This window comes from Paraburkholderia sp. Ac-20342, assembly GCF_017104985.1.
Taxonomy (GTDB): domain Bacteria; phylum Pseudomonadota; class Gammaproteobacteria; order Burkholderiales; family Burkholderiaceae; genus Paraburkholderia.
Window position 1 is genome coordinate 1 of sequence record NZ_JAAGPQ010000012.1, and the last position, 16,440, is coordinate 16,440.

At 59.9% G+C, this 16,440-nt stretch carries 15 protein-coding genes and 5 pseudogenes; 13 read left to right on the forward strand and 7 right to left on the reverse strand.

The genetic code is table 11. From position 1 onward, the window contains the following. Window positions 1-67: 67 nt before the first annotated feature. Window positions 68-220 (forward strand): annotated as a pseudogene (locus G3N58_RS06775) (IS6 family transposase); the annotation flags it as partial. 250 nt (window positions 221-470) lie between these two features. Here the strand turns inward: G3N58_RS06775 and G3N58_RS06780 are convergent. After that, window positions 471-1,031: pseudogene (locus tag G3N58_RS06780) on the reverse strand (DUF2950 family protein); the annotation flags it as partial. Here G3N58_RS06780 and G3N58_RS06785 point away from each other — a divergent pair. From G3N58_RS06785 to G3N58_RS06830, 10 genes and pseudogenes are all read left to right on the forward strand, one after another. Then, the gene (locus G3N58_RS06785) at window positions 958-2,148 is read left to right on the forward strand and encodes an MFS transporter (protein WP_167050394.1); all 1,191 of its coding nucleotides are present in this window, start codon (window positions 958-960) and stop codon (window positions 2,146-2,148) included. The pseudogene G3N58_RS06780 and the gene G3N58_RS06785 sit on opposite strands and share 74 nt — an antisense overlap. Continuing rightward, on the forward strand, window positions 2,145-2,507 hold the full coding sequence (locus G3N58_RS34595) for a hypothetical protein (protein WP_345889865.1): 363 nt from the start codon (window positions 2,145-2,147) through the stop codon (window positions 2,505-2,507). Before G3N58_RS06785 ends, G3N58_RS34595 begins: the two co-directional genes overlap by 4 nt. A gap of 53 nt (window positions 2,508-2,560) precedes the next feature. Next, the gene (locus G3N58_RS34600; RefSeq protein WP_345889866.1) at window positions 2,561-3,169 is read left to right on the forward strand and encodes an amidohydrolase family protein; all 609 of its coding nucleotides are present in this window, start codon (window positions 2,561-2,563) and stop codon (window positions 3,167-3,169) included. 279 nt (window positions 3,170-3,448) lie between these two features. After that, window positions 3,449-3,853 (forward strand): hypothetical protein, encoded by a 405-nt coding sequence (locus G3N58_RS06795; protein WP_205193434.1) that lies wholly within the window; start codon window positions 3,449-3,451, stop codon window positions 3,851-3,853. Window positions 3,854-4,396: 543 nt separating this feature from the next. After that, a pseudogene (locus tag G3N58_RS06805) lies at window positions 4,397-4,582 on the forward strand (hypothetical protein); the annotation flags it as partial. Between the two features lie 103 nt (window positions 4,583-4,685). Continuing rightward, on the forward strand, window positions 4,686-5,870 hold the full coding sequence (locus tag G3N58_RS06810) for a GTP-binding protein (protein ID WP_167050395.1): 1,185 nt from the start codon (window positions 4,686-4,688) through the stop codon (window positions 5,868-5,870). 14 nt (window positions 5,871-5,884) lie between these two features. Then, window positions 5,885-7,279, forward strand: coding sequence for a cysteine--tRNA ligase (gene cysS / locus G3N58_RS06815; RefSeq protein WP_241017023.1), 1,395 nt, complete (start codon window positions 5,885-5,887; stop codon window positions 7,277-7,279). Continuing rightward, the gene (locus tag G3N58_RS06820; RefSeq protein ID WP_167050397.1) at window positions 7,276-7,836 is read left to right on the forward strand and encodes a carbonate dehydratase; all 561 of its coding nucleotides are present in this window, start codon (window positions 7,276-7,278) and stop codon (window positions 7,834-7,836) included. Before cysS ends, G3N58_RS06820 begins: the two co-directional genes overlap by 4 nt. A gap of 16 nt (window positions 7,837-7,852) precedes the next feature. After that, on the forward strand, window positions 7,853-8,425 hold the full coding sequence (locus G3N58_RS06825) for a 6-carboxytetrahydropterin synthase (protein WP_167050398.1): 573 nt from the start codon (window positions 7,853-7,855) through the stop codon (window positions 8,423-8,425). Between the two features lie 8 nt (window positions 8,426-8,433). Beyond that, window positions 8,434-9,786, forward strand: a complete 1,353-nt coding sequence (locus G3N58_RS06830; RefSeq protein ID WP_241017024.1) for a dihydroorotase — start codon at window positions 8,434-8,436, stop codon at window positions 9,784-9,786. Between the two features lie 11 nt (window positions 9,787-9,797). Here G3N58_RS06830 and hisI read toward each other — a convergent pair whose 3' ends face one another. From hisI to G3N58_RS06850, 4 genes are all read right to left on the reverse strand, one after another. Continuing rightward, a complete protein-coding gene (gene hisI, locus G3N58_RS06835) occupies window positions 9,798-10,265 on the reverse strand; it encodes a phosphoribosyl-AMP cyclohydrolase (protein WP_167050400.1) in 468 nt (155 codons plus the stop codon). Between the two features lie 53 nt (window positions 10,266-10,318). Then, window positions 10,319-10,543 (reverse strand): hypothetical protein, encoded by a 225-nt coding sequence (locus G3N58_RS06840; protein WP_167050401.1) that lies wholly within the window; start codon window positions 10,541-10,543, stop codon window positions 10,319-10,321. 305 nt (window positions 10,544-10,848) lie between these two features. Further along, window positions 10,849-11,334 (reverse strand): transcriptional repressor, encoded by a 486-nt coding sequence (locus tag G3N58_RS06845; RefSeq protein WP_167283388.1) that lies wholly within the window; start codon window positions 11,332-11,334, stop codon window positions 10,849-10,851. 303 nt (window positions 11,335-11,637) lie between these two features. After that, the gene (locus G3N58_RS06850) at window positions 11,638-12,147 is read right to left on the reverse strand and encodes an SET domain-containing protein-lysine N-methyltransferase (protein ID WP_345889867.1); all 510 of its coding nucleotides are present in this window, start codon (window positions 12,145-12,147) and stop codon (window positions 11,638-11,640) included. Between the two features lie 44 nt (window positions 12,148-12,191). Here G3N58_RS06850 and G3N58_RS34030 point away from each other — a divergent pair, with 44 nt between their 5' ends. After that, window positions 12,192-12,374, forward strand: a complete 183-nt coding sequence (locus G3N58_RS34030; RefSeq protein WP_240159394.1) for a hypothetical protein — start codon at window positions 12,192-12,194, stop codon at window positions 12,372-12,374. 25 nt (window positions 12,375-12,399) lie between these two features. Here G3N58_RS34030 and G3N58_RS34605 read toward each other — a convergent pair. After that, window positions 12,400-12,492: pseudogene (locus G3N58_RS34605) on the reverse strand (3-hydroxyacyl-CoA dehydrogenase family protein); the annotation flags it as partial. Between the two features lie 170 nt (window positions 12,493-12,662). Beyond that, window positions 12,663-13,980: pseudogene (locus G3N58_RS06860) on the reverse strand (IS5 family transposase). A 2,005-nt stretch (window positions 13,981-15,985) separates the two neighbouring features. Between G3N58_RS06860 and G3N58_RS06865 the strand changes: the two are divergent. Next, a complete protein-coding gene (locus G3N58_RS06865; protein WP_167048469.1) occupies window positions 15,986-16,369 on the forward strand; it encodes an SHOCT domain-containing protein in 384 nt (127 codons plus the stop codon). Window positions 16,370-16,440 lie beyond the last annotated feature (71 nt).

Here is a 16,440-nt window from a genome sequence, read left to right on the forward strand (position 1 = left end):
GGGACTAACCGGATGACGCTGAAGGGCGTTGTCACGTTAGCGGGGTACTCGCCTGACATATAGCGCAATGGAGAAGACGAAATCGCGCTATCACAGTCACCGATTCTCGGTGGGCGTCATCTCTCAAATGATGCGCAGATATTTCCGGTTCCAGCTCAGCCCGCGCGATATCGAAGAGCTGCTGTTCGAACGTGGCGTGATCGTTAGCTATAAGACGATCGTTTCAACTGCCGCTTCACGCGGCTTCGGGGAAAACTGTAGTCGCCGATTCATGTCTGCAATGTACATATAGCGACGAATCAATTGACGGACCATAAATCACCGATGCAGAAGGCGATTTGATCGCTGCGCGCATGACAACATGATCGTTGATCACTCGAAGTTTTAGCTCAAGGTCTAACGCTTTGTTCGGGGTTGGAGTGGCGATCATGCGGGGCAGTGCGGCTGTGCCCCGCGGGCATCGTTGAAACTCAGGGTGCGGTGGGCTGCCAGGACGGATCAGGATCGAACGCCCTGATTGCCGCCGCGATGCGCGCGCCGTTCGGTCCGAGATTCTTCTGATACAGCTTGCCGTCCTGGTTGACGATGAAGCTCATCACACCGGTCTTGCCATAGTCGGCCGGCTACGCGATCAGAGCGAAGCCGCCTTTGAGCTGTCCGTTTCCGGCATAGCTGCGCGCGCCGCCCTCCGCATGCGGGCCCTGCGCCGTGAGGATGCGGAAGTGGTAGCCGTGATAACCCTCCTTCGGCGTCACCTTCGCGTCATGCGGCATGGTGGCCGCGAGCGGGTCGAGCGGGCTTTCGGTTTCGCCGGACCCGGCCGGCCAGTAGAGTCCGTCATGCGTGCCGGGCGTGCTCATGAAGCGTTGCGCGTAGTGTTGCATCATGCCGTGATACTCCTTCTGCGCATCGACATAGGCGAGCGAGGTGAGCATCGCGGCGCGCTCGTTGCGGCCGATGCGGCGTGTGAGGATCTCGCCCGCGTCCTCGCGCGGGTCGAAGCTCCAGCCGTGCGCGCCCTGCACGATCGGCGTCGCGTTTATTGCCGATAAACTGGGGCGCCGCAAGGTGTTCGTGGGTGCGCTGCTGTGTTACACCATCGCGGCAGCCATCATGTCGTTGCAGACGGACCCGGTCTGGATCGTGTTCTGGCGCGTGATCGCGGGCATCGTCGTGGGCGCCGAACTCGTCACGATCGACGCATACGTGTCGGAGTTTGTCCCGGCGCGCATCCGCGGGCGCGCGTTCGCCTTTCTCCAGACCATCCAGTACACGTCCATTCCCACTATCGCATTCCTTTCATGGCAACTGGTACCGATCGCACCGTTCGGATTCGACGGCTGGCGATGGGTGGTATGGATCGGTTGCGCGGGAGCGATTCTCGTCTGGATCGTGCGGCTCGGATTGCCGGAAAGTCCTCGCTGGCTGATCCAGCAAGGTCGTGGCGAGGAGGCCGCGAAGATCGTCGCACGGATCGAGGCGAAGATTAAAAAGATAACCGGTGAACCGTTGCCTCCGGTTCCTGCCACCGTACCGCCGGTCAAGGCAGTTGCGTCCGATGGAACCATCGGCTCGTGGTACGCCCGGTATCGCAAACGCACCATCGTGCTGCTCGTCTTCAATTTCTTTCAATTGATCGGATACTATGGATTTGCCAGCTGGGTACCGACGCTGCTTGCCGAGAAGGGCGTGGCGCTGACTCATAGCCTGATGTATTCCTTCATCATTGCGATTGCCAGTCCGTTGGGCCCGCTTGTCGCGATGCTATTCGCCGATCGCGTGGAGCGGAAATGGCTGATTGCAGGATCTGCCGCCAGCATGGCGGTCTTGGGAATCATCTTTGCCCAGCAACGCGATCCTGTGATCGTCGTCGCAATGGGGCTGTTGATGACGTTGGCTTTTTCATACAGGCCTTATCAGGCGGAGCTGTTTCCCACTCACATGCGTGCACGCGCTATCGGCATGGTCTATTCGGCCAGTCGTGTCAGTGCCATGTTGTCGGGGTTCCTGATTGCGTTCTTCCTCCGACACCTCGGTGTGCTGGGCGTATTCTCGCTCATCGCGGGTTCCATGCTGATCGTGTTCATTACGATCGGCGTTTTCGGCCCGCGTGTGCGCGGATTGAGTCTCGAACAGATTTCGCAGTGAACAGCTCCGGCAACTATCTCCCCGTTCGCGAGGCGTGGCTCGAATCCGGCGCTGAGGCCGCGCTCGAGCCCGACCTGCCCATCGTCGACGCGCACCATCACTTCTACGATCGCAAGGGATGGACTTACCTGCTCGACGAATATCTTGAAGATGCGCGGTCTGGACACAACATCACGGCGTCGGTTTATATGCAGGCGCTCACGCGCTATCGACGGTCGGGTCCCGAGGAGTTCTGGCCCGTGGGCGAAGTCGAGTACGTTGCTGAAGCGACTGCCCACATGCAAAACACAGGAATCCAGGTCGCAAAAGGTATCGTTGGTTATGTCGATCTTCGACGCGGTGCGGCGTTCGGGACGTAATCGAGAAAGAAGTTGAACGAAGCGACAGGCGTTTGCGCGGAGTGAGGCATCTGGTGGCCTGGGACCGTGACCCGACTCTCGTGAATCCGTTGTCCGCCGCGCCGCGCGGTCTGCTGCTCGATCCACACTATCGGGCAGGTGTGGTGCAACTGGGCTCGCTCGGTCTGTCTTACGATGCATGGCTCTTTTTTCCGCAACTTCCCGAAGTTTCGATCTGGCTAAGGCGCATCCGGATATTCCAGTCATCATCAATCACTGCGGCGGGGATCGTGCGAATATCCAGCTATCGCGATCGTCGCAAGGAAGTATTCGAGACTTGGGCGAGATCGATGCGGCAACTGGCTCGATTGCACAACGTGTATGTGAAGTTGGGCGGGTTGGGTATGCGTATCAACGGCTTCGACTTTGAAAAAGGCGAGCGTCCACCGTCGTCGCTGGAACTCGCGGAAACCTGGAAGCCGCGGATGCATACCTGTATCGAAGCTTTTGGCGTAAATCGCCGTATGTTCGAGAGCAATTTCCCGGTGGACAAGGGCTCTTATCCCTACAGCAACGGCTGGAATGCGTTCAAGCGGCTCACCAGGCAAGCCAGTGCGGAGGAACGCGCGGCCCTTTTCCGAGGCACTGCAACGACGGTCTATCGTCTGTCTTCGCCCGTGTAGACGCTGGAGGGAATGCGATTGCAGCTGCAGAATAGGACGCCAATCTTGGTCTGCCGGTAGCGTCCGCAGTGTCTGCGGAGCGCGTCATAGGCCGCAATCTGATCTTGTGCGACGAACTCTTACAGGGCGGTCAGAAGCCGGAACGTCCTTCGGTCAGCCGAAGGACGCAATGGTCGCGCTTTTAGCGGGGCGCCGTTGAGACATCCCTCAGTAACGCCGGATGTGCGATTACTGAACGACGTTGACCGGCCCGTGGTCGTCGCAATGATTGCCATGAGAATGATGGAGGTGATCGTCGACCAGATAGTCGACGTGATCGCCGTGAGGCACGGCTTCGTGTCCGCAACCAGGACCGTGCACGTGTCCCGGCGCGTGTCCACTGCATTGGTGATCGGGCGTGCAGCGATCCGGGTTGGTTGCGGTGACCTCCAGACGGTGTTCGTCCACGTGATCGCCATGCGGGTGATGGAGATGGCCGTCGTGGAGATAGTCAACGTGGTCTCCGTGCCGGATAGCCGTATGGCCGCAGGCCGGGCCATGCTGGTGATCATGATGGGCGTGATGCGGTTCATTGCAGGTTGTCATGGCTTTTCCTTCAGGATGTTGATGGACTATCCCTGCTCGGCGGCGTGTGCCAGCACGCTGTTGAGCAGTGTCAGAACGTGGTCGTCGGACAGGGCGTAAAAAACATGTTTCGCTTCCCGCCGCCGCTTCACGAGACGCGCGGCATACAGGACCTTCAGCCTCGCCGAGATACTTCCCAGCTTCGCTTGCTCGGCTTCAACCAGTTCCGTGACGTTTCGCTCGCCTCGCGACAGCAGAATGAGCAGCCGCAGTCGCGATGGATCGCGTAGTGCGTGAAACATCGTGCCCGCCACCTCAAGCTGGGCAGGTGAGGCGACGACGGTAGGTGGAGCAGAAACGCAGGGGCTACCGGTAGGTTTCATTCTCTATCATTCTAAAGTTTTATTGAATGATAGAAAGATTCACAGCTCTGTCAAGTGGACGCTGAACGGCGCGGCCTGACTGCCTGTGTCAGGATTCGGGATTTTCCACAATCCAAATTAATGCAACATGGTTGCGTTAACTGGTATATTGCAACTATGTTGCGATATTGATGATATTTGATATCGATCCGGATCTCCTGGCGACGGTCCTCTGCGAGGTCATGGATAGCTAGTTCGAGAGGGTGCGCGTCGATGTCACGACACAGAGGACCTGTCTGCCGGCGACGCACATCAGGACTTGGTGCTGATCGGCGTTGATATGGACGAGCTAGGATTGCGCCAGCACCTTGACGCCTGTCTGCTTACCGATGCGGAAATGGCTGAGGGTCCGCAGGCATGGACCCGGTACGACGATCCTTTCCCTGCATGGGGCGGCCGTCTACCCGAGGCAGAAGGTACGGCATGAGTCCGAGGCCTGACGCGGGCGCCGGCCGGGCATCGCGAAGACGGTGCAACTGCCGGATCCTGGGAAGCTGGATCAGCGAGATCAACGAAACGGGGAGTGTGCGATGGACATGATACCTGTCACCCTGCTGACGGGGTTTCTCGGCAGCGGCAAGACGACGATGCTGAACCGGCTGGTGCAGCAGCCGGAAATGGCGGATGCGCTGGTGCTGATCAACGAGTTCGGCGAGATCGGGCTCGACCACCTGCTCGTCGCGCACAGTCGTGAAGACATCGTGGTCGAGATGAGCAGCGGCTGCCTGTGCTGCACGATTCGCAGCGATCTGGTCCGCACGCTCAAGGACATCCACTGGCGGTTCGCGCGCGAGGGTCGCCGACAGTTCAGCCGCGTGGTGATCGAAACCACCGGGCTTGCGGATCCAGCGCCCATCGTGCATACCTTGGCGACACACCGCGACCTGCGGGATCGCTACCGGCTCGATGGGCTGGTGACGACGATTGACGTACGCAACGGCGAAGCGACGCTCGACGAACATGTCGAGGCGGTCAAGCAGGCCGCGATGGCCGACAGACTGCTGTTGACGAAGACGGATCTCGTGGATGCCGACGCATTGGAACGGCTCGCCAGCCGTCTGCATTCGATCAATCCGGCCGCGACGCTCATCCGTGTCAGCCATGGCGAACTGGCGGTGAGCCGGATACTGGATCTGGGTCTTTTCACGGCGGACGGCAAGATCGCGGACGTGGAACGCTGGCTTGCCGAGGAAAGATACCGTCAGGACGATGACGAGCATCTTCATGGAGAAGATCATCACGATCATGACCACGGTCATGACGATTCGCATGCGGAGGCACAAGGCCACGAACACGGTTATCGCGATGCACATCATGATGGTCATGCGCACACGTACCACCATCACGGGCACGGGCACGAACACGACGTCAACCGTCACGACGACCAGATCCGGGCGTTCTGCTTCACGGTCGACGAGCCGATTCCCGAGCAGGTGCTGACGGACTGGCTGGACGTTCTGCTGTCGCTGATGGGCCCTTCGATGCTGCGAATCAAGGGGATCCTGAACGTGCAGGGCGAGGACAGGCCGATTGTGATCCACGGCGTGCAGCACGTGTTCCATCCGCCTGTGCCGCTCGATGCGTGGCCGGGCGAGGACCGGCACTCGCGGATCGTCTTCATCACGCGCGCCGTCGAACGCGAAACGGTAGAAGAAACGTTCCGGCTGTTCAGCGAGGTGGGCGCGATCCGTGCACAGGAGGCCCGGTCCGGATGACGCTGCCTACCATCATGCTGTACAACACGCTGACCCGTAGCCGGGAGCCGTTGCGAACCGGTGTGCCGGACGCCGTCACAATGTACGTGTGCGGCCCGACGGTCTACAACTATGCGCATATTGGCAATGCCCGGCCGGCGGTCGTGTTCGACGTGCTCGCCCGATTGCTGCGCAGGCGTTACCGGTCCGTGCTGTATGCGCGCAACCTGACGGACGTCGACGACAAAATCAATGAGGCTGCGCGTCGCGACGGAGTACCGATCGCGAACGTCACGGCGCAGTACATCGATGCATACCATGCGGACATGCAGGCGCTGGGCGTTCTCCCGCCGGATATCGAACCGCGCGTGACCGCACATATTCCGGAGATCATCGCGCTCGTCGAGACTTTGATCGAACGTGGACATGCTTACGTCGCGCAGGGGCACGTGCTGTTCCACGTGCCGTCCTTTCCGGAATACGGCCGGCTGTCAGGGCGCCGCACGCAGGAGATGATGGCCGGCGCCCGCGTCGAGGTCGCGCCGTTCAAGCGCGATCCGCTCGACTTCGTGCTCTGGAAGCCTTCCACCGATGATCTGCCCGGCTGGGCCAGTCCGTGGGGCCGTGGGCGGCCGGGCTGGCACATCGAATGTTCGGCGATGATCGGACGTCATCTGGGCCGCACGGTCGACATTCACGGCGGTGGCCAGGATCTGATCTTTCCACACCACGAGAACGAGATCGCGCAGGGCGTCTGTGCCCACGGTGGCGAACCGTACTGCCGGATGTGGATGCACAACAGCTTCGTCACCGCCGACGGGCAGAAGATGTCGAAGTCGCTGGGCAACGTGCTGCTGGTGCGGGATCTGCTGGCACAGGCGCCAGGGGAGGCAATCCGGCTGGCATTGCTGTCGGCTCACTATCGCCATCCGCTGGACTGGAGTGCCCAGCGGCTCGATGCAGCCCGCAGGACGCTGCAGCGGGCCTATACGGCGCTTGCCACCGCTTCGCAGGTACCGGACGTGGAAGTCGAACCGGACAGCGAGGTGGAAGCGGCGCTGGCGAGCGATCTGAATGTGCCGCGCGCGATGGTTCGCCTGCATCAACTGGTGGCGGATCTGGAGAAGGCGGCAGACGGGCCGGCGCAGCAGGGCGCGAAGGCGCGGCTGCTGGCGTCCGGGCAACTGCTCGGTCTGCTACAGCAGGCGCCGGCGCAGGCGATGGACGCATTGCGCCGGCACGCCGGTGAACGGCACGCACCGGACGACGCATGGGTGGAATCGCATGTAGCCCGCCGTACCGAAGCACGCCGTCGGCGAGCCTTCTCCGAAGCCGATGCGCTGCGCGACGAACTGGTGCGCGCGGGTATTCAGATCGAGGATACGCTGCAGGGAACGGTCTGGTATCGGAGTCAAGGAGTACCGGCATGATCCGCAAGAATCCACGAGGTGATCTGCCGGTCGTCCACGAAAGTGCATTTGTCGATCCGACGGCCATTCTCTGCGGGAGGGTGATCGTTGAAGAGAACGTGTTCATCGGCCCGTATGCGGTGATCCGCGCGGACGAGACAGATGCCACGGGCGGCATGGAGCCGATCCATATCGGCGCGCACTCGAATATCCAGGACGGTGTCGTGATTCACTCGAAGTCCGGCGCCGCGGTGACGATCGGCTGTCATACGTCGATTGCTCACCGCGCGATCGTTCATGGCCCGTGCGAGGTCGGCGACCGGGTATTCATTGGCTTTAACAGCGTGCTGTTCAACTGCACGGTCGGCGAAGGCTGTGTCGTGCGCCACAACGCCGTGGTCGACGGTTGCAGCCTTCCGCCGGGCTTCTACGTGCCGTCCACGCAGCGCATCGGTCCGGGCACCAACCTGTCGGGCATTCCGAAGGTGACGGCGAGCGCATCCGAGTTTTCGGAGGACGTCGCCCAGACCAACGTGAAGCTCGTTCAGGGATACCGCCGCATCGCGAACGAACTCTGACATTACTGGAATTCCCATGCTTATCCGCAAGCTCTTTTCATTCGAAGGCGCACATGTTGTGCGGCATGCGTCGTCGCACCGTTGCGCGTGGTCGATCCATGGCCATTCATACCGGGTCGAGATTGTCCTGGAGGCCGATGCACTGGATCACGGCCAGATGGTCTATGACTTTGGCCTGCTCAAGGGTGAGGTCCGCGAGATCGTCGACGCGTTCGATCACACACTTGTGTTCTGGAACAGCGACGATCCGCAATACATCGCGATGTGCCGCAGTCATTCGCAGCGCTGGATCTCGCTGCCCGTATCGCCAAGCGCGGAGCAGCTCTCTCGCGTGTTCTTCGTGCTGGTCGATGCAGTGATGCGCGCGATGCCGATGCGTAACGGCGAGAAGGACGTGAGGGTCCACTCGGTCATTGTGCACGAGACGGCGACGGGCTACGCGCAGTGCTTCCGGCGCGATGCGTACAACGCGCGCATGGGACGGGTCAGTCCCGGTGCGATCGAATTCTCCGAGGCTGTGCGCCGCGAAGCGGCAAGCGGCATCGTCGACGAACTGGCGAGTGCCGCGGTGTGCGTGCCAGCATGCTGACGAGAACAATGGACGCGCTCGGGCGTCATGCCGACCTGCTCGTTCGAGGCGGCACGGTGGTGACGCCGCAAGGAAGTGGAAAGACGGACGTGGCCTGTGTGGACGGCCGCATCGTTTGCCTCGACGCGCATGGCTGGAGTGCGGACCAGATCATCGACGCGAATGGCCTGCATGTGCTGCCGGGCGTCATCGATACCCAGGTGCATTTCCGCGAGCCAGGCCTTGAGAACAAGGAGAACCTGGAAGCCGGCACACGCGGCGCGGTGCTGGGCGGCGTGACGGCGGTCTTCGAGATGCCGAACACCGACCCGCTGACGTTGTATCGAGCTGACCTCGAAAGGAAGAGTGCGGCAGCATCGGGCCGTGCCTGGTGCGACTTCGCGTTCTACGTGGGTGGCTCGGCACTCAACGCTGGCGAACTCGGCCATCTGGAGCGGTTGCCGGGATGTGTGGGCGTCAAGGTGTTCATGGGCAGCTCGTTCGGCGATCTGCTGGCGGACGACGATGCCGTGCTGCGCCGGATTCTCGCGCACGGCCGGCGGCGCGTGGCCGTTCATGCGGAGGATGAGGCGGGACTGCGTTCACGCAGACGGATCGCGGAGGCATCGGGCGACGTGCGGGATCATCCGCACTGGCGGGACGTGGAAAGCGCCCTCAATGCGACGCGCAGGATTGTCACGATGGCCGGCGAAACGGGACGGCCGCTGCATGTCCTGCATGTTTCGACGGCGGAGGAACTCGCGTTTCTGGCGTCGTACCGGAACCGGGTAACGGTCGAGGTGCTGCCGCACCACCTGACCCTGTGCGCGCCCGAATGCTACAAGCGGCTGGGCACGCTCGCGCAGATGAATCCACCCGTTCGCGACGCCCGGCACCGGGAAGCACTGTGGCACGCGCTGCGCGAAGGCAGGGTGGACGTGCTCGGCAGCGATCATGCGCCGCATACGCTGGAGGAAAAAGCGCGGCCGTATCCGCAGTCGCCCAGCGGCATGACGGGCGTGCAGACGCTCTTGCCGGTCATGCTGGACCACCTCAGCCACGGGCGATTGTCACTGCTGCGTCTCGTGGAGCTGACCAGCTCCGGTCCGGCGCGAGTGTTCGGAATTGAGGGGAAGGGACGGATCGCGGTGGGCTATGACGCCGACCTGACGCTGGTTGACCTGAAGGCGCAAAGGGAGATCACGAACCGGTGGATCGCCAGCGTCTGCGGGTGGACGCCGTACGACGGCCTGCACGTGACCGGCTGGCCAGTGGCCACGATCATCCGGGGTCACGTCGTGATGCGCGACGATGCCGTGCTGGCGCAGCCGGTGGGAAAGCCGGTCCGGTTCAGCGAGGAGATGGCCGTCACGTCGGCATGATGCCGACCGTCTCAAAGCCGTGTGGGATTGGACACGTCGCCGTAGACTGCAATCGGGTCGAAGGTCTTTGCACTTTCCGTGAAGCGCAGTGACGTATTCGGCAGATTGACTGCCCGGTAGAAGCAGCTATGGTAGCCAACATGGCAACTGGCGCCATTGCCGTCCACCTCGACGCGAATCCACAGCGCGTCCTGGTCATCGTCGATGCGCATCTCGACCACGCGCTGTGTGAGGCCACTCGTAGCGCCCTTGCGCCAGAGCAGCTCCCGACTGCGACTCCAGTAGTGGGCAATGCCCGTCTCGATCGTGCGCGCGAGTGCCTCACGGTTCATGTAGCCGACCATCAGGACATCAGCGCTTCCTGCATCGCTGACGACACAGGGGATCAGGCCGTCGGGGCCGAATTTGGGTGCGAACGAGTCGCCTTCCTCAACCTCGGCAACGGACGTACGGGGCGCAAAAGCAGACGGAGAAGTCATGGCGGCAGGGTTTCCAGAGAAGGGCAGTCTGGTGGGCGCGCGGGCGTCAGGTTTCACGCGTGAACGGATGTGTTTTCCAGGGCCCGGGAGAACCAGTCCAGCACACGCTGCCTGCGCGTTTCGCCGTACAGGCGCACAAACCGGTGCGTCTCGGCATGGTCTGCATCGCCGAGCACCGCCAGACGCTCGCGGATGAAACCGGGCATCAGCGGGATACCACACTCGTGCTCGATGCAGTGCTGCCAGGCATCGAAAGTCTGCGGGATCGGTGCAGTCATGGGTACTCCTTGTACTCGAACAGGGCTTCATGTTAGCGAGGTCAACCCATTAATGCAACACAGTTGCGTTAATGGGTTGATATCCGCAGCGGTGCTGGATACTGGGAATATGCTGATCAACGTCTGCGCTGGCAGGTCTGGTACGAAGGCGACAACGGGGCAGACCATGCGTGGCTACGCGGTATTCACGCGCCTTCGAGAAAGACGACGCGCGCGATGGCAGTGACGGTCAATGCCGCGCGGTGAGGAGCGTCGGGGCGCCGGTTCCGGTGCCTCAGCAGCGGGCGGTTGTTCCAGCCTGTGGGTTACGTGCTGTGGCTCGAGCAGTCCCGGCAGGTGCCGTGGATGGTGACGGCGGAGTTCGTGCTGTGTACGCCACGGCGACTCAGCTTGCGCTCGATGCGCGCCAGTACACCGGCCAATTCCGGATCCGCGGGTAGTGCGGAAATACTGTGGCACTGGTCGCACTCGAAATAGCCGCTCGCGCCCTGGCGCTGTGCGAGCGCATGGCGCCAGGTGCGGTCCGATCCCTGGAGACGGATGAGCAGCCCGGCTGCGGTGAGCCGGTCGAGAATCCGGTACAGCGTCACGCGGTCTACCTTTTCTCCGTTTGTTGTGGCGGCCAGATCCCGCGCGAGTTCATCGTGTGACCGCGGCAGGTCGATCCGTTCGAGGCATTCGAGCACGGCAACGCTGAGTGCCGTCGAGCGCAGTCCCGCCTCCCGCAGCCGGGAAGGCCAGTCGGTAACAGGTTGCGGCGCGGACGGACGGGCAGGGCGGCGGGTCGGCATGGATAAAGGTAACGGGATACGGGCTGATAGCGAAATCATACATCGTCACGCCGGCGGAGCGGGGAAGGCTATCGTCAGGCAGCGGGGTCGGGTTACGCACCAGCGTCCTGAATGATTCGAGGTCGGTAGCCATGCCTTGCTGTCCAGGTATATCCGAATTCATGGCCTGGTTCATCGTGTAGTGTCATGACGCGATCGGCGCCAGCATCGTATGCCGGCAATTCCACGAACGGCAACGGCACAGGTAATTGCGGCGGTCTTCGTCCGTGGCCGGGCGATCGAGCTGGAGACGGTAGTCGAAGCTCAGTTCCTCGCCTGTGCGGATTCCGCGTTTCGCGTGGAGATACACACGCAGGACACCCTCACGGCCGCGTTCCTGGGGGCACAGCGGTGATTGATCCAGCGGGCCGCGTTGCCACCGTTGCGCGCATCGATGCAGTAGCGACCGTCGCTCAGGGCAAACAAAAACGTGTGAAACGGATTTTCGGGATTCGCGGGATGCTGGCGCAGCGCCGTGATGTGGGTGATCCGCGCACCCTTGTACTCGATGATGCGTGTACCCCGTGGAATGTCGACAAGGGCAAAAACACCCTTGCCGTGGATGGGACTGCGCCGGACCCTAGATTCGACGGGGCATGGGAGAAGGTGGGCTGACGTAACGTGATCTTTGCTGACAGTATAACGCCGTCGGCGGATATTAATGCAACAATGTTGCATTAAAGTTTGATCATGAAAAGGACAATACGGCTGGCTGCCAATATGACCGTCACCGGATCGGTCCTGCGTTCGCTGATCTGGCGTTATGCGAATCATTCTGGGGCTCTGCCGCGAGAATGTGCAGCCGGATCCTGCCGGCCATGATCGCGATGGTTGCCCTGGCCATGTGCAGCGGAAATGCGAGCGCCGTATCGCCAGGCGAGATCAAGGCAATTGGCGTGGAGAACGAGTATGCCGACCTGATTTCGCAGATCGGCGGCAAGTACGTCCAGGTGATGGCGATCGAGACGGATCCGAACACCGAGTGCATACGACTTCAGTGAGGGGAACGAGATGCGGGGGATTCCACCAGTGTGTGTCGACGAGGCGAAAGCGAGCCTGCTCGCCGAGGTGTGCGCCGATTTCGGTTATGGGGATGACAGACGTATTGCTCGCAAGAATCGATCAGTGCACAGTGAGTACGTTCTTGGAGTTCGAACTTCAATGTACTCAAAAACGTACTCATTTAACGACGGCTTATCCTTTAAAGTGTGAATCTGCCGGTGCCTGGAATGCAAAAAAGCCCACTAAAAAGTCGGCCTTGAACAATTCGTTTCGGCGCGCGGATGCGGTCAGGCTGCCGACGGCATAACGGTTTTGAAGCCGAGCGACGCGACGAGAATCAGCGCGTAAAAAAGCCGCAGCTTCCGGAGAATCATCCTCAGGTTGTGGCCTGCGCCGCACCGCATGGATCGCATCACCCAGCGTCCCTTTCAACCAGTTCCGATCGAGCTTGCCGTCGGCCTTCATATGACCGATAACTGGCTCGATCGCGCTGCGTCGCCGGATCATCGCGCGCAGGCCGCGCGTGATGCCACGTCGCAAACCCGGGTGATAGACCTTTACGCCATCGACGGCAACGCCCTTATAGCCGTGGTCGACGACGGCGATCTCCGCTTGAACGTCGCTCAGGATCGCCGCCTGTTCCAAGGCTTCGGCCAGCGTATGCCCGTCGTACGGATTGCCCGGCATCGAGCGCGCTCCCACCACCAGGCCCTCCCGGTGCGTCGTCGTGATCGACACCTTGACACCGAATTCGTAGGGCTTGCGCGCTTTGCCCTTCGCCGGGCACTCGACTTCCGGCGAGTGCAGCGCGTACAGCTTGTTCTTGTCCTTTTGCTTCTGCGACAGAATCCGCTTCGTGCGGCCGATCAGGTCTTCCAGTGCCGCGCGGCTTTGCTGCGCGACGTCATCGAGTTGCCGTTCGACGTCACGCATTACACGGCCCACACGCGAACGCAAAGTCCGCAGCGCCTTCCTCATCCGCTTGTACTGCTTCGCGTGTGCGTAGCGATCAATCTGGCTCTCCAGACGGGGCGCCTCGCGGTTGTAGTTCTGCCGCAGCTTCAGACCGTGCCGGGCGGCTGCCTTCACCAGATGTTCACGGCAGCGCTCCAGCAGGCGCGAATCGGTCGGATGCGCGATTGCCTTCTCCATCACCGTCGTGTCGACAATCACGTGCTTCAGGCTTGCGCTCTTGATGACGTTCGCCCGTTTCGCCACTTCGATCGTCTCCGCCAGCAGTTCTTCAACGCCGGCTTCACCGAGCCGCTTGCGCCAGCGCGTCAGACTCGACGGATCGATCGGTGGCTTCGTTTGCAGGTACGTCTCGCCGGTGAACACCTGCCAATACGGATTCTCGAGCCATTGCCAGACCACGTCTTCGTCCGACAGGTCGAATGCGTGCTGCAAGTACAGCAGTCCCGCAATCAGGCGCGGCGAGGTCGCCGGCCGGCCCCGCTGCGAGACAAAGCTCGCGCTCATCGCCGTGCCCAACCGATCCCAGTCGATCAGATCGGTCAACCGCACCAGCGGATGCTTCAAGTTGATCTGCTCGCGCAGCGGTTGGCGGAAGAAATCTCCCTCGGTCACAGGCGTCTTCGGACCCATCCAAACCTCGTCGAAATTTGCAGGAAACTCGCACCAATATGCCTGTGCCTTGCAAATCCCACAACACCGTTTCAGCTCATCAGCCTTGATGCATAGGCTTCGGCAGATTATTCAGGGCCGACTAAAAAGCGGGCTTTTTTGCATACATAAACTGACCAAATGATCTAGTGCTAATTTTATGGCGCCTAGGAGAGGACTGGAATTTAAGTTTTAATTGATTGATTTAAAACATATTTTTATATTCTGTCTATTAGCAATGTACATCATTGATGTACTTGCCTGCGGTTGCCTTGAAAAAAACGACGGCCTGTCGTATAAGCGCAACTCCGCCGTGACGGCGACACCCGATGTTGTGATGTGACGTCTCCGCCAGTAGGCGGTCCGGGAAAATCCGCCCGGTTCCATCAGACCCCCAAAGCCCTGGAACAGCAAGGTTGGGGGCTTGTTGCTGCTTTCGCCTCATACCGACGGAATCAACCCATCAGGTCGGGGTGAAAGTGGGGGGAATTGCGGAATCTCAATCTAGGCAACTTCATCGGCTGTCGACACTGCGCTCCGCCAAATTGGTCGATTCCGGTTATTACGCTGACGGCGGCGGCCTTTATTTCCAGATTTCCAGTTACACATTTATGCGGAGCGGGGCAGTGCGGCTCCACTCCGCAAGCATCGTTGAAACTCAGGGCGCGGTAGTCTGCCAGGACGGATCGGTGTTGATTTGCACGGAATCCTGACCCACGGGCTGCCTTAGGTTTTCCGCTTATTGCCCCCTCTTCGTGTCCGTGGCATTCACTACACGGCACTACAAGCAGCAAATTGTTCAACGAACTTCTAACTCACGACACTGGAGATGGGGTTCAAAACCCTGAGGAGGAGATGCAGTTGAAACTGTCCGGATGCCAGCTTCGCCAGTCTCAAATGGTCGGTGTTGAGGGGGGTTCGTTGCACAATGGTTTAAGCGTGGATTGAGGGGGTTCGTTGTACAATATGGTGCAACGAACCCTCTGGCCCACTGATAAAATCCGAACACGTTGCCTGATTCGTCGACGGGATTCGCACTATTTATTATGTCGCCTTCGGCGACCAATTTTACGCTCGAGAAACCATCTTGACAGTAGTGTTGTCTCTTATGTTGTCCCCGTCGCAGCCTGACGAACGGCCGCTACGAGCGCCTATGTACACTGCACAATGCACATATCGCAATGCGCAGTGTACATATCGCATTGCGCATAAGACAATGCCACCAATCTCCGTGAGCATCACGGATCAAAAAGAACACGTACTGATAATGTAAAAATAGATTTCCGATACAGATTATTAGTTGGGTTAATTTATAATTTAGAAAACCGTCACTGGCGCAAAACCATACTCCACCCGGACAAAATCCGATTCATGCAGTGCCTCCAGCAGGCAGCCACCTATCAGTACTTCTTCTACACCTCGGGCCGAACCGATCTTTCAGGTTTCGAGCGCCGGCGAAGAAATTCGCCGATGCGTATGGTACGGATCCCAGCCGCCAGACCAAGCACAAACGTCGACGGGTAAGTGTTTAACGCATGCGTGGCCTGCGCTGATTTCTCGCCATATCTTTACTGTTTCCACGCAACGTTCGAGCAGGAATACACACTTGTGCAATGAGGCGAACGTGACCTCAGGGGAGAGTGGAATTCAATGCAAAATGAATCGGAAACCTCAAAAAAATCCTCGCGCTATCGTGTCGATCTACGCTATAAATATTAAAAAGGGTCGGCATTAACGGCTTACGTCGAGCGACGCAAGGAGACGAGATGGATAATGCGTTTGTGAATTTAGTGAATTCATGTGGACCATCTCAGGCCGATACGCAATTTTCATGCAATGCGTATCGAATCGCGTGCTCAGTCGAGATACTCTCATGGTAAATTTCAATGCTGCTATGCATGACTATATGCATGATCCATAGCAGGTAATCACTAGCTCGAAATACGTCAAGCCTTTCAATTGCAACCGGAATGACTGGAGAACAAGGATGCTTTTCTTTAATGATGGTTTCACCTTCCCGAATTTCCTGGCCGACGTTTTTTCCATCTTCATGTTTATCCTGTGGTTCTGGCTGCTTATTACGGTCTCGAGCGACCTGTTCCGCCGCCACGATGTTTCGGGATGGGGCAAAGTTCTCTGGGTGATTTTCCTGATCATCCTGCCGTATATCGGCATCTTCGCGTATCTGCTCACGCAACATCGCGGCATGGCCGAGCGCGATCAGGCGCGTGCCAAACAGGTGCGCGAAGACCTGCGCCAGGTCGTCGGCTTCAGTGTGGCGGACGAACTGGAAAAGCTCGACAAGCTCAAGGCGTCCGGTTCGATTTCGGCTGAAGAGCACGCGCGTCTGCGCGCCAAGCTCGTGCAGTAAGCCTCGCCTGCTGCATAACCGCCATGGGTGCGCGGGGGTTCTTCCTGTCATTCATGGTGGGGTTCGTTGCC

Excerpts from the sequence above, each read along its gene's own strand:
- G3N58_RS06785 (WP_167050394.1), top strand. The coding sequence starts at position 958 with ATGCGGCGTGTGAGGATCTCGCCCGCGTCCTCGCGCGGGTCGAAGCTC.
- G3N58_RS06795 (WP_205193434.1), top strand. The coding sequence starts at position 3,449 with ATGATGGAGGTGATCGTCGACCAGATAGTCGACGTGATCGCCGTGAGG.
- G3N58_RS06810 (WP_167050395.1), top strand. The coding sequence starts at position 4,686 with ATGGACATGATACCTGTCACCCTGCTGACGGGGTTTCTCGGCAGCGGC.
- cysS (WP_241017023.1), top strand. The coding sequence starts at position 5,885 with ATGCTGTACAACACGCTGACCCGTAGCCGGGAGCCGTTGCGAACCGGT.
- G3N58_RS06820 (WP_167050397.1), top strand. The coding sequence starts at position 7,276 with ATGATCCGCAAGAATCCACGAGGTGATCTGCCGGTCGTCCACGAAAGT.
- G3N58_RS06825 (WP_167050398.1), top strand. The coding sequence starts at position 7,853 with ATGCTTATCCGCAAGCTCTTTTCATTCGAAGGCGCACATGTTGTGCGG.
- G3N58_RS06830 (WP_241017024.1), top strand. The coding sequence starts at position 8,434 with ATGGACGCGCTCGGGCGTCATGCCGACCTGCTCGTTCGAGGCGGCACG.
- hisI (WP_167050400.1), bottom strand. The coding sequence starts at position 10,265 with ATGACTTCTCCGTCTGCTTTTGCGCCCCGTACGTCCGTTGCCGAGGTT.
- G3N58_RS06840 (WP_167050401.1), bottom strand. The coding sequence starts at position 10,543 with ATGACTGCACCGATCCCGCAGACTTTCGATGCCTGGCAGCACTGCATC.
- G3N58_RS06845 (WP_167283388.1), bottom strand. The coding sequence starts at position 11,334 with ATGCCGACCCGCCGCCCTGCCCGTCCGTCCGCGCCGCAACCTGTTACC.
- G3N58_RS06850 (WP_345889867.1), bottom strand. The coding sequence starts at position 12,147 with ATGATTCGCATAACGCCAGATCAGCGAACGCAGGACCGATCCGGTGAC.
- G3N58_RS34030 (WP_240159394.1), top strand. The coding sequence starts at position 12,192 with ATGATCGCGATGGTTGCCCTGGCCATGTGCAGCGGAAATGCGAGCGCC.
- G3N58_RS06865 (WP_167048469.1), top strand. The coding sequence starts at position 15,986 with ATGCTTTTCTTTAATGATGGTTTCACCTTCCCGAATTTCCTGGCCGAC.